The organism is Streptomyces sp. SID14436 (assembly GCF_010548465.1).
Classification (GTDB): domain Bacteria; phylum Actinomycetota; class Actinomycetes; order Streptomycetales; family Streptomycetaceae; genus Streptomyces.
On the sequence record NZ_JAAGMD010000077.1, the window covers coordinates 1 to 11,898 of the forward strand.

Here is an 11,898-nt window from a genome sequence, read left to right on the forward strand (position 1 = left end):
GCCCGTCCCCGTCCCCGGGGCCGGGCGGACCGTCCACCGAGGCCGCCGAGGGCCGGCGGGGCCGGGAACGGGACACCGCGACGCCCGCCAGACACAGGGCGCCGCCCGCCAGCGTGAGCGCGCCGGGCACCTCGCCGAGCGCCAGCCACGACATCAGCACGACCAGCGCGGGCACCGCGTACGTGGTCGCCCCCATCCGCCCGGCCGTCGTCCGGGCCAGCGCGTAGGCCCAGGTGGTGAAGGCCAGCGCGGTCGGGAAGACCCCCAGGTAGATCATGTTGAGCGTGGCGGACGCGGGCGCCCGGGCGGCCTCGCTCACCAGCTGCCCGGCGAACGGCAGGCACGCCACCGCCCCGACCAGGCACCCGTACGTCGTCACCTGCAGCGGGCTCGCCGTCCCCAGGGCGGGCTTCTGCGCCACGACCCCGCCCGCGTAGGCCACCGCCGCCAGCAGGCACAGCACCACGCCCAGCAGCGACGACCCGCCCTCACCGGACATCGACAGGCCGACGGTCACCGCGCCGGCGAACGACACGGCCATGCCCGCGAGCAGCCGCGGGGGCATCGCGTCCCCCAGCAGGCGGGCGCCGAGCAGGGCGATGAGGATCGGCCCGATGTTCACCACCAGGGCGGCCGTGCCCGCGTCGACCTGCTGCTCGCCCCAGTTGAGGGCCACCATGTAGAAGCCGAACCAGAGCAGCCCCGATATCGCGATGCCGCGCCACGCCGTCCGGGGCGGCGGCCCCTCCCGCCGCCACAGGCAGATCAGGGCCAGCGTCAGCACCCCGGCCAGCAGCCGCCCCAGCGCGAGGGCGCCCGGCGAGTACGCGGAACCCGCGCTGCGGATCGACACGAAGGCGGAGGCCCACAGGACCACGGTGACGGCGGCGGCACCCGCGGCGAGCAGTTCGCCGCGGCGCGCGGGCCGGGTCAGGGGGAGGTCGTTCATCATTGGGGTTCTCCTTCGTGGATACCCCCGGCTTCAGCCGGGGGTGGGGGTACCTCCCGCTTGCGGGGGAGAATCGAAGCTCCTGCGGAGCAGGGCAGGGGCAGCCGGTTCGCCGCCAGGGCGGACCTGCGTTTGCCCCCAACCACGCGCAGTTCGTCACAAACTGATGGATTATCATGTGAGGCGTGAAGGCCCCCCACGTGAAGCGGGCGTTCAAGTACCGCTTCTATCCGACCGACGCGCAGGCAGCTGAGCTGTCGCGTACGTTCGGCTGCGTGCGGAAGGTCTACAACCTCGCTCTCGCCGCGCGTACCGAGGCGTGGACGCGGCAGGAACGGGTGAACTACAACGCCACGTCGGCGATGCTGACGGCCTGGAAGAAGACCGAGGAACTCGCGTACCTGGCCGAGGTCTCCTCCGTCCCGCTCCAGCAGGCGCTGCGGCACCTCCAGACGGCGTTCTCGAACTTCTTCGGCAAGCGGGCGAAGTATCCGCGCTTCAAGTCGCGGAAGAAGTCCCGGAAGTCGGCGGAGTACACCACCAGCGCGTTCCGGTTCCGGGACGGGAAGCTGACCCTGGCGAAGATGGCGGAACCGCTCGACATCGTGTGGTCCCGCCCCCTCCCGGAGGGCGTGTCGCCGTCCACGGTGACCGTGTCCCAGGACGCGGCCGGACGCTGGCATGTGTCCCTGCTGTGCGAGGACCCGTCCGTCAAGCCGCTCTCCGCCGCCAGCGCGGCCGTCGGCATCGACGTCGGGCTCGACCACCTTCTGACCCTCTCGACCGGGGAGAAGATCGCCAACCCCCGCCACGAGCGCCGCGACCGCGCCCGCCTCGCCAAGGCGCAGCGGCAGCTTGCCCGCAAGACCAGGGGTGACGGAGCGAACCGGGCAAAGGCGCGCCGGAAGGCTGCCAGGGTCTACGCCCGCATCACCGACCGCAGGCGTGACCACCTGCACCGGCTCACCACTCGGCTCGTTCGTGAGAACCAAACGATCGTGATCGAGGACCTCACCGTCCGGAACATGGTGAAGAACCGGAGCCTGGCCCGCGCCATCTCGGATGCGGCCTGGTCGGATTTCCGGAGCATGCTGGAGTACAAGGCCCGGTGGTACGGCCGCGAAGTGATCGCGGTCGACCGGTGGTTCCCCTCCTCCAGGCTGTGCTCGGCCTGCGGCACCGTGCAGGACAGGATGCCGCTGCACGTCCGCACCTGGACGTGCGACTGCGGGACGACCCATGACCGGGACGTGAACGCGGCGAAGAACATCCTGGCCGTCGGGCTGACGGCGTCTGTCTGTGGAGCTGGTGTAAGACCTCAACGGAGCACTCCGGGCGGGCAGTCGGCGATGAAGCAGAAAACCCCACGGCGCGAGCCGTAGGAATCCCCCTCCTTCAGGAGGGGGAGGAAGTCAACATGCTCCAGACGCTAGGTCGGCGCGGCGCGGATGCGCTCGCGGATCTCGGACGTGACGGCTGGACAGGGCGGGTCCGTCCAGGGGCCGTCCCGGTCGGCGCAGCGCGGCCGGTCCGATGTCAGCGCAGGGCGGCCGGTTCGATGCCGAGCAGTGCGGACAGGGCCCGCTCGCCCGCGTCCGTCACCTTCACCGCGCGCCCGGAGCCGATCCTGACGCACCACCCCGCCGCCAGGGCGTGCCCGCACAGGGCCGCGCCGGCCGCCCCGGCGAGGTGGGGGCGCCGCTCCGTCCGGTCCAGGCAGGCGCGGGCCAGTGGCCGTCTGCCGCGGCGGTCCAGGGCGATGCCGGCCCGGTCGAACCAGAGCAGGCCCGCGTCCGTGAGCGCGAACCCGGTGTCCTGGCGCAGCAGTCCGCGGTCGGTCAGGGCGGCGGTGAGGGTGATGCCGAGCCGTCCCGCGAAGTGGTCGTAGCAGGTGCGGGCCCGGGCCGTCGCGGCGCCGGCACCGGACTGCCGCAGGGTCCTCGGGCGTTCCACCGCGTCCGGGGCGACCTGGGCGGCCAGGTCCTCCACCAGGTGGGCGACGCGCTCGTCGGCCAGCCGGACGTAGCGGTGGCGGCCCTGCCGCTCCTCGGTCAGCAGGCCGCCCGCGACGAGTTTGCCGAGGTGCTCGCTCAAGGTGGACGCGGCGACCGAGCACGTCCGGGCCAGCTCGCCCGCCGTCCAGGCCCGCCCGTCCAGCAGAGCGAGCAGGCACGCGGCCCGCGTCTCGTCGGCGATCAGCGCCGTGAGCCGGGCGAGTCCCGGCGCGGCGGGGTCCCTGTGGGTCATGCGGTCCAGCATGCGGCACGGACCGTTCGGTCCCGGCCGAAGTGTCCGGGCGGCACCCCCCGGGGAGTGCGTCAGCCGTCGCCGCGCAACTGCTCGTACTGCACGGCGAGCCCGTCCAGCAGCGCCGTCAGCCCCGTCTCGAAGGCCCGCTCGTCGATCTTCTCCTGCTTCTCGGCGAGCAGGTGGGCCTGCCCCAGGTGGGGGTAGTCGGCCGGGTCGTAGGCGCTGGCGTCGTCGACGAAGCCGCCGGCGAAGGAGCCGAGGACGGAGCCCATGACGAAGTACCGCATCAGGGCGCCGATGGAGGTGGCCTGCGCGGGCGGCCAGCCGGCCGCGACCATCGCCCCGTAGACCGCGTCCGCCAGCCGCAGCGCCGCGGGACGCCGGCCCGGGCCGTGGGCCAGCACCGGCACGATGTTGGGGTGGTCGCGCAGGGCGGCCCGGTAGGAGACGGCCCAGTCGTGCAGCGCGGTGCGCCAGTCCCGGCCGTCCTCGAACATCGACAGGTCGACCTGCGCGCTCACCGAGTCGGCGACCGCTTCGAGGATGTCGTCCTTGGTGCGGAAGTGGTTGTAGAGCGAGGGCCCGCTCACCCCCAGTTCCGCGGCGAGGCGGCGGGTGGAGACGGCCGCGAGGCCCTCGGCGTCCACCAGCGCACGGGCGGTCGCGACGATCCGGTCGGTACTCAGAAGGGGCTTGCGCGGTCGGGCCATGGCGCACATAGTAGGGCTGCGACATAAAACTAGCAGTGGTAATTAAAAGTGTTGGTGGTGACCCCGCATGAACCTGGAGCTCAGCGAGGAGCAGAGCGCCGTCCGCCGGCTGGCCCGGGACTTCGTGGAGCGCGAGGTCGTCCCGCACGCCACCGCCTGGGACCGCGCCGAGGAGGTCGACCGCGGCATCGTCAAGAAGCTGGGCGACCTGGGGTTCCTGGGCCTGACCGTCGACGAGGAGTACGGCGGTTCCGGCGGCGACCACCTCGCCTACTGCCTGGTGACCGAGGAACTGGGCCGCGGCGACTCCTCGGTGCGCGGCATCGTCTCCGTCTCCCTGGGGCTGGTCGCCAAGACCGTCGCCGCCTGGGGCGGCGAGGAGCAGAAGCGCGCCTGGCTGCCGGGCCTCACCTCCGGGGAGCACGTCGGCTGCTTCGCGCTGACCGAGCCGGGCACCGGCTCCGACGCCGGCAGCCTCACCACCCGCGCCGTGCGCGAGGGCGACACCTACGTCGTCAACGGCAGCAAGACGTTCATCACCAACGGCACCTGGGCCGACGTCGTGCTGCTCTTCGCCCGCTCCACCGACGCCCCCGGCCACCGGGGCGTGAGCGCCTTCCTGGTGCCCGCCGACACGCCCGGCCTGATCCGCCGCCCCCTCCACGGCAAGCTGGGCCTGCGCGGACAGGCCACCGCCGAGCTGGTGTTCCAGGACGTGCGGGTGCCGGCGTCGGCGATGCTGGGCCCGGAGGGCAAGGGCTTCTCCGTCGCCATGTCCGCCCTGGCCAAGGGCCGGATGTCGGTCGCCGCCGGCTGTGTGGGCATCGCCCAGGCGGCCCTCGACGCCGCCGTGGCCCACGCGGGACAGCGCGAGCAGTTCGGCCGGACCATCGCCCACCACCAGCTGGTCCAGGAGCTGATCAGCGACATCGCCGTCGACGTGGACGCGGCCCGGCTGCTGACCTGGCGGGTCGCCGACCTCGTCGACCGGGGGCAGCCGTTCGCCGTCGAGTCCTCCAAGGCCAAGCTGTTCGCCTCCGAGGCGGCCGTGCGCGCCGCCAACAACGCCCTCCAGGTGTTCGGCGGGTACGGCTACATCGACGAGTACCCGGCGGGCAAACTGCTGCGCGACGCCCGGGTGATGACGCTCTACGAGGGCACCAGCCAGATCCAGAAGCTGCTCATCGGCCGGGACCTGACCGGGGTGTCCGCCTTCTGAGTACGTGAGCTGAGTATCCCGGCGGATGTGGGCCGGGCCACATCCGCCGATCCTTTCCCCATGAGCGACACACCGGTCAAGCAGCAGAGCACGGCCGCCTTCCACGCCCAGGCCGTCGCCTCCTTCGCCATCGCCATGGTGGCCACCGCGTACGGCATCTTCCGCCTGGAGGCCGACGCCTGGGTGCGGGCCTTCCTCGGCATCGCCGTGCTGTACCTCGTCACCTCCGCCTTCACGCTCGCCAAGGTGATCCGCGACCGCCAGGAGGCGGGGCAGATCGTCTCCCGGGTGGACCAGGCACGTTTGGAGAAGCTGCTCGCGGAGCACGACCCCTTCGAGAAGCTGTGACGCGTACGGCCGGGACCGCACCCTCCCGCTAAGCGCCCGCTCACCCGTGCCGGTATGGTGTTGTCCCTGCCAGCGGAAGAGGTGAGCGATGAGTACGGCGGAGGAGACGGCCGGCGGTGAGGCGCAGCCGTGGGGTGAGGTCACACCCGACGCGGCCCGACGGCTGCTGCTCGCCGCGGTCGAGGCGTTCGCGGAGCGCGGCTACCACGCGACGACGACGCGGGACATCGCGGGCCGCGCCGGCATGAGCCCGGCCGCGCTCTACATCCACTACAAGACCAAGGAAGAGCTGCTCCACCGCATCAGCAGGATCGGCCACGAGAAGGTCCTCGAGGTGCTGCGGTCGGCGTCCCGCGCGGAGGGCAGTGCCACCGAGCGGCTCGCGGGCGCGGTCAGCTCCTTCGTCCGCTGGCACGCCGGCGGCCGCACCACGGCCCGGGTCGTGCAGTACGAGCTGGACTCCCTCGGCCCCGACGCCCGCGCCGAGATCCGCGAACTGCGCCGGCAGGTCGACGCCGAGGTGCGCACGATCATCGAGGAGGGCGCCCGCACCGGCGAGTTCGACGTCATCGACGTGCACGGCACCACCCTCGCGGTGCTCTCCCTGTGCGTCGACGTGGCCCGCTGGTTCAAGGTCGACGGCCCGAGCACCCCGGAGGAGGTCGGCGCGCTCTACGCCGACCTCGTCCTGCGCATGGTCGGGGCCAAGGAGGCCCGGCCGGCTCAGAGGTAGTAGCGGGCCACCGACTCGGCCACGCACACCGGCTTGTCGCCGCCCTCGCGCTCCACGGTGAACGCCGTGGCCACCTGCACGCCGCCCGGCACCTCGTCCACGGCGGCGATCGTCGCCGTCGCGCGCAGCCGCGAACCGACCGGGACGGGCGCGGGGAAACGCACCTTGTTGGTGCCGTAGTTGACGCCCATCTTGACGCCCTCGACGGTGAGCAGCTGCGGGCCGAACAGCGGCAGCAGGGACAGCGTCAGGTAGCCGTGCGCGATGGTCGTGCCGAACGGGCCCGCGGCCGCCTTCTCCGGGTCGACGTGGATCCACTGGTGGTCGCCGGTGGCCTCGGCGAACAGGTCGATCCGCTTCTGGTCGATCTCCAGCCAGTCGGTGTACCCCAGCTGCTCGCCCACCGCCGCCTTCAGCTCGTCGACGGACGTGAAGATCCTCGGCTCTGCCATGTTCCCGGCCTCTCGCGTCAGGGAGGTCGCCGCGCACGCCGCGGCGCAACTCTAAGCGACTGCTTAGCATGGTCGTCCCGGCGGCGCCTGTCAACGGACCCGGGCCGCCGGCCGGTGGGTAGGGTTCGGGGAGTGCCCCAGATTCCAGAGAAGATCCACGAGCTCACGGTCGGCCAGCTCGCCGCCCGCAGCGGCGCGGCCGTCTCCGCCCTGCACTTCTACGAGTCCAAAGGTCTGATCACCAGCCGCCGGACCTCGGGCAACCAGCGCCGGTTCAGCCGCGACACCCTGCGCCGGGTGGCCTTCATACGGGCCGCCCAGCGCGTCGGCATCCCGCTCGCCACGATCCGCGAGGCGCTCGCCCGGCTGCCCGAGGAGCGCACGCCCACCCGGGAGGACTGGGCCCGGCTCTCCGAGGCGTGGCGCTCCGAACTGGACGAGCGCATCCGGCAGCTCAACCGGCTGCGCGATCACCTCACCGACTGCATCGGCTGCGGCTGCCTGTCCCTGGACAGCTGCGTGCTGTCCAACCCGGACGACGTCTTCGGCGACCGCCTCACGGGCTCGCGCCTGATGGCCGAAAGCCCCCGCCCGGCCCGCGGCGCGGCCCGCCCGCGATCGTGAATCCGGCGAACGGGACGGCGAGGGCGGCGCTCACGCGGCGAGATCACCCGGTGCGCCGTCGGGGCAGGGGGCAGGGGGCAGCAGGAGTAGGGGGCTGAGGGCCGGGAGCGGCGGTGCCGTCACGCCGCGCCGGGATGCGTGGTGCCTCCGGCCGCGACCACGCGGCGGGGCCCCCGGCACGCCCGGCAGCCCGCTCTCCGGCAGGCAACGCTGTGGAGGTGCGGCATCCCCGGCGCACCCCCACGCCCCCCGTTGCCCCGTCATCGTCGGCCGCCGTCCGTCATCGCCGGCCGCGGGTCACGCCCCGCCGGCCGGGTCCGCCGCCGTCCCTCCTCCCGCGCGTCGGCGGTTTACCGCGCGGTGGCCGCCGCCGCTCAGGCCGAGACGAGCATCCTGGCCCGGCGGGCGTCCGCGAGTGCGCCCGGCGTGAGCACCGGGCGCGGCACCAGGATCCCGCAGTCCGTGCAGACCGGCCCGGACGACGGCTCGTGGTCCAGGTCGTGGCGCCACATCAGTCGTTCCCCCCGGCAGACCGGGCAGGCCGTGCCCGGTTCCCGTTCGAGCGCCGCGATCAGGCGGCGCAGCACCTCCGCCAGCGGCTCCGTGGGGTGCACCCGGGGGTCGTCGCACCAGGCCACCCCGAATCCTCCCCAGGTCAGCCGGTGCCAGTCGTCCACACTGCCCGGCCTGCGCAGACCGTCCTGCTTCTCCTTCCTGCGCCGCGCGGCGAACTCGACCTCGTAGGCCAGCCAGACCGCGCGGGCCTCCTCCAGCTCGTCCAGTGCGGCCACGAGCCGCGCTGGGTCGACGGAGCGGTCCTCGGGGTCGAACCCGGCCCGTGAGCACAAGTGGTCCCAAGTCGCCCTGTGCCCGTAGGGAGCGAACCGCTCCAGGCACTTGCGCAGCGAGTAGCGCCGCAGCGCCAGGTCGCACCGCGGATCACGCACCTGTCTCGCCAGACTTCGGAAACCGGCCATCCTCCTGCACCTCCGTCACACCTGCACCTGTAATCCGGTCACTTCGGCGTCGTCGAACGGACGTCGTCGAGTAGACGTGTCGACACGCGAATCGGATCCATCCTTTTTTCGGTGACCCCTCGGTCCCCCGCGTCGACGTGCGCGTCAACTCCCCTGACCCGCGCTTCAGTTGTGGTCGTTCACGGCGGTCCGTGCTCGGCCCGGCCGCTCCGGGAGGCGGATCCCCGCCGGACTGAGAACTCCCCGCAGGAGCCACGGGTTCCTGAAGACCGGGCCGATATGCGTGGTGCCGGCGATCCGGGCGCGCCGCTGTCCGGGACCGACGGGGCGGGCGGAGCCCCGTCCGTGCTGGTGGCAGACGCAAAGAGGCGGCGCCCGGCACCGTCCCGGACGCCGCCCCGTTCGGCGGAAAACCGCTCAGCGGTAGAGCAGGTACTCCCGGCGCGTCCGCCGGAACGCGGCGAGCTCCCGCTGCCAGCCGCCCACCACCTCGTCGGTGTCCGCGCCCGCGTCGATCATCGTGCGGACGAGCGTGGACCCGGTGAGCCGGTCGATCCAGTGGTCCGGGCGCCAGGCGAATCCGCTCCACACCCGCCGGGCGGTGATCAGCAGCCCGATGCCGGTGCGCACCGGGTCGAACGCCTCGCGGTCGTGCACGTGCAGCTGCACACCGCCGACGGTCTTCCCCTGGAACTTGGAGAACGTCGGGGCGAAGTACGCCTCCCGGAAGTGCACCCCCGCCAGCCCCAGCCCGTTGGCCGCCGCCGCCCAGCCGCCGTCCACGCCCTCGGCGCCCAGCAGCTCGAACGGCCTGGTGGTGCCGCGGCCCTCGGAGAGGTTGGTGCCCTCGAACAGGCACGTCCCGGAGTACACCAGGGCGGTCTCCGGGGTCGGCATGTTCGGGCTCGGCGGCACCCACGGCAGCCCGGTGGCGTCGTAGAAGTCCGACCGTTTCCAGCCCTTCATCCGGACCGTCTCCAGCGGCACCGGCGCGGTCAGGAACTCGGCGTTGAACAGCAGCGCCAGTTCCGCCACCGTCATGCCGTGCGCCTGCGAGACCGGCTCCCGCCCCACGAACGTGGCGAACTCCTTGTGCAGCACCGGCCCCAGCGCCGCCCGGCCCGTCACCGGGTTCGGCCGGTCGAGGACCACGAACCGCTTGCCCGCGAGCCGCGCGGCCTCCATGCAGTCGTAGAGGGTCCAGATGTAGGTGTAGAAGCGGGCCCCGACGTCCTGGATGTCGAAGACGACCGTGTCCACGCCCGACGCGGTGAAGATGTCGGCGAGCGGCTGACCGCTCTTGAGGTAGGTGTCGTACACCGGCAGGCCGGTGGCGGGGTCGTCGTGGCGGCCCTCGGAGCCGCCCGCCTGAGCGGTGCCCCGGAAGCCGTGCTCCGGGCCGAAGACGGCGGTCAGCCGCACCCGGTCGTCGGCGTGCATGACGTCGACGATGTGGCGCGCGTCGCGGGTGATGCCGGTGGGGTTGGTGACGACGCCGACGCGCTGCCCGTCGAGCAGGGCGTACCCGTCGGCCGCGAGGCGTTCGAAGCCGGTGGCGGGCCGCCGGCCGCGGCCCGGTGCCGCCGCCGACGGGGCGGCGGCCGCATGCGCCGGGGCGGCGGAGGCCGCCATCGCGGCCGTGGTGGTGGCGAGCAGGGTCCGTCTGGACAGCCTCATGGGGCGGCCTCCGTGATCGCTGCGGGTGTCATGAACACGCACGCTAGCTGTCGGCGGCGCCGCGGGGAACGCACCGCACCGCATGCGACCGCACGGACCCTTCCGTCGGACATACCGACCGGTTAGTCTGGCGCGGCCGGTTCCCGCCGCGACCGCTCCACGCCCCGCCGGACGCCCGCGCGGGGCACGGCGGGGGAGCCGGCACGACCCACGACAAGCCGCGTCAAGGAGACCATGGTGGAAGCCGTACAGGGTGCGAAAGTGGTCGTCACGGGGGCCGCGGGCGGCATCGGGGCGGCACTCGCCCGCCGCTTCGCCGCCCAGGGGGCCCAGGTCGTCGTCAACGACCTCGACGCCGACCGGGTGAAGTCCGTCGCCGAGGAGATCGGCGGCATCGCCGTCCCCGGCGACGCCTCCTCCGCCGTCGACGAGGCGCGCGACGCGCTCGGCGGCCGGGTCGACGTCTACTGCGCCAACGCCGGCGTCGGCCGCGACGGCGGGGAGCCCGGCGAACCCCTCGACGAGCAGGGCTGGGCCCTCTCCTGGGACGTCAACGTGATGGCCCACGTGCGCGCGGCCCACGCCCTGCTCCCCGACTGGCTGGAGCGGGGCGCCGGCCGCTTCGTCTCCACCGTGTCCGCCGCCGGGCTGCTCACCATGCTCGGCACCGCGCCGTACAGCGTCACCAAGCACGGCGCGTACGCCTTCGCCGAGTGGCTCTCGCTCACCTACCGGCACCGCGGCGTGAAGGTCCACGCGATCTGCCCGCAGGGCGTGCGCACCGACATGCTCACCGCCAGCGGCAGCGCGGGCCGGCTGGTGCTGGAACCGACCGCGATCGAGCCGGACGACGTGGCCGACGCCCTGTTCCGGGGTATCGAGGAGGACCGCTTCCTGATCCTGCCGCACCCGGAGGTCGCCGCGTACTACCGGGCCCGCGCCGACGACCCCGAGCGCTGGCTGGGCGGCATGAACCGCCTCCAGCAGCAGTGGGAGGCCACCCGCTGACCGCCCGCCCCGCCCGGCGCCCACGCGCCCGCCGGGGCGCCGGACCGGACCCGGCTGTGACCGCCGGGGCGCCGGACCGGACCCGGCTGTGACCGCCGGGCGGCGCGGGGGGACACTGTGCGCCTGCCCCCACGCGCGGGCGGGCCCGTCCCGCGTGGCCGGCACGGCCGGTGGGAAGATCCTCCGTCGGGGAGCGGCGTTCCCCGGCGCACGACCATGAGAGCGACACGGAAAGCAGGTGGCGGCAGTGCCCAGGACGACGGACGGTGACGGGACCCCCGTGCCACAGCGGCTGCTGGCCGCCGCCACACGGCTCTTCGCCGAGCAGGGCTACGACCGCACCTCGGTGCAGGAGATCGTCGAGGCGGCCGGCGTCACCAAGGGCGCGCTCTACCACTACTTCGGCTCCAAGGACGATCTCCTCCACGAGGTCTACGCGCGCGTGCTGCGCGTCCAGCAGGAACGCCTGGACGCCTACGCGGACGCCGACGAGCCGATCGAGAAGCGGCTGCGCGGCGCGGCGGCCGACGTGGTCGTCACCACGATCGAGAACCTCGACGACGCATCGATCTTCTTCCGCTCCATGCACCACCTGAGCCCGGAGAAGAACAAGCAGGTGCGCGCCGCCCGCCGCCGCTACCACGAACGCTTCCGCGCGCTGATCGAGGAGGGCCAGGAGGCCGGCGTCTTCTCCCGCGCCACACCGGCCGACCTCGTGGTCGACTACCACTTCGGCTCCGTGCACCACCTGTCGACCTGGTACCGGCCCGACGGCCCGCTCAGCCCGCAGGAGGTCGCCGACCACCTCGCGGACCTGCTCCTGCGCGCCCTGCGCCCCTGACGGGCCCGGCGGCCCGCTCCGACGCGTCAGCGACGAGTCCGGCGACCGGCTGCCGTCGGTCTGGCGCCGGCGTCGGGTGCCCGCCGGCCCTGCGCTGCCGCCGGCAGGGA

General features: G+C 73.3%; 13 protein-coding genes. 7 read left to right on the top strand and 6 right to left on the bottom strand.

Annotated features, from left to right (window positions below; translation table 11 throughout):
- Window positions 1-952: DMT family transporter (locus G3I53_RS02890; protein ID WP_164437989.1), on the bottom strand; the 952-nt coding region annotated here is incomplete at its 3' end.
- Window positions 953-1,134: 182 nt separating this feature from the next.
- Here G3I53_RS02890 and G3I53_RS02895 point away from each other — a divergent pair.
- Window positions 1,135-2,331, top strand: a complete 1,197-nt coding sequence (locus G3I53_RS02895) for an RNA-guided endonuclease TnpB family protein (protein ID WP_164333933.1) — start codon at window positions 1,135-1,137, stop codon at window positions 2,329-2,331.
- Window positions 2,332-2,485: 154 nt separating this feature from the next.
- Here G3I53_RS02895 and G3I53_RS02900 read toward each other — a convergent pair whose 3' ends face one another.
- Window positions 2,486-3,196 carry a winged helix-turn-helix domain-containing protein gene (locus tag G3I53_RS02900; protein WP_164349712.1) on the bottom strand — a complete coding sequence of 237 codons (711 nt, stop codon included), beginning with the start codon at window positions 3,194-3,196 and terminating at the stop codon, window positions 2,486-2,488.
- A gap of 71 nt (window positions 3,197-3,267) precedes the next feature.
- A complete protein-coding gene (locus G3I53_RS02905; RefSeq protein WP_192231896.1) occupies window positions 3,268-3,918 on the bottom strand; it encodes a TetR/AcrR family transcriptional regulator in 651 nt (216 codons plus the stop codon).
- A gap of 58 nt (window positions 3,919-3,976) precedes the next feature.
- Here G3I53_RS02905 and G3I53_RS02910 point away from each other — a divergent pair, with 58 nt between their 5' ends.
- The 3 genes from G3I53_RS02910 to G3I53_RS02920 all read left to right on the top strand — a co-directional run bounded on the left by G3I53_RS02910 (window position 3,977) and on the right by G3I53_RS02920 (window position 6,209).
- Entirely contained in the window at window positions 3,977-5,128 is a 1,152-nt protein-coding gene (locus tag G3I53_RS02910) for an acyl-CoA dehydrogenase family protein (protein ID WP_164336192.1), read from the top strand.
- A gap of 60 nt (window positions 5,129-5,188) precedes the next feature.
- Window positions 5,189-5,476, top strand: a complete 288-nt coding sequence (locus G3I53_RS02915; protein WP_164336190.1) for a YiaA/YiaB family inner membrane protein — start codon at window positions 5,189-5,191, stop codon at window positions 5,474-5,476.
- 88 nt (window positions 5,477-5,564) lie between these two features.
- Window positions 5,565-6,209, top strand: coding sequence for a TetR/AcrR family transcriptional regulator (locus G3I53_RS02920; RefSeq protein ID WP_164336188.1), 645 nt, complete (start codon window positions 5,565-5,567; stop codon window positions 6,207-6,209).
- Here the strand turns inward: G3I53_RS02920 and G3I53_RS02925 are convergent.
- Window positions 6,200-6,661 (bottom strand): MaoC family dehydratase, encoded by a 462-nt coding sequence (locus G3I53_RS02925; protein ID WP_164336186.1) that lies wholly within the window; start codon window positions 6,659-6,661, stop codon window positions 6,200-6,202. The genes G3I53_RS02920 and G3I53_RS02925 overlap by 10 nt on opposite strands.
- Window positions 6,662-6,793: 132 nt before the next feature.
- On the opposite strand from G3I53_RS02925, the gene soxR reads away from it, so the two are divergent.
- The gene (soxR, locus tag G3I53_RS02930) at window positions 6,794-7,285 is read left to right on the top strand and encodes a redox-sensitive transcriptional activator SoxR (protein WP_164336184.1); all 492 of its coding nucleotides are present in this window, start codon (window positions 6,794-6,796) and stop codon (window positions 7,283-7,285) included.
- Window positions 7,286-7,659: 374 nt separating this feature from the next.
- Here the strand turns inward: soxR and G3I53_RS02935 are convergent, their stop codons facing one another.
- A complete protein-coding gene (locus G3I53_RS02935; RefSeq protein WP_164334549.1) occupies window positions 7,660-8,262 on the bottom strand; it encodes a hypothetical protein in 603 nt (200 codons plus the stop codon).
- Between the two features lie 417 nt (window positions 8,263-8,679).
- Window positions 8,680-9,939 carry a DUF1343 domain-containing protein gene (locus G3I53_RS02940; protein WP_164437990.1) on the bottom strand — a complete coding sequence of 420 codons (1,260 nt, stop codon included), beginning with the start codon at window positions 9,937-9,939 and terminating at the stop codon, window positions 8,680-8,682.
- A 234-nt stretch (window positions 9,940-10,173) separates the two neighbouring features.
- Between G3I53_RS02940 and G3I53_RS02945 the strand changes: the two genes are divergently transcribed.
- Both G3I53_RS02945 and G3I53_RS02950 read left to right on the top strand, forming a co-directional pair.
- Window positions 10,174-10,947, top strand: a complete 774-nt coding sequence (locus G3I53_RS02945; protein WP_164338757.1) for an SDR family oxidoreductase — start codon at window positions 10,174-10,176, stop codon at window positions 10,945-10,947.
- A gap of 247 nt (window positions 10,948-11,194) precedes the next feature.
- Window positions 11,195-11,788 (top strand): TetR/AcrR family transcriptional regulator, encoded by a 594-nt coding sequence (locus G3I53_RS02950; protein WP_164335321.1) that lies wholly within the window; start codon window positions 11,195-11,197, stop codon window positions 11,786-11,788.
- The last annotated feature ends 110 nt before the right edge of the window (window positions 11,789-11,898 follow it).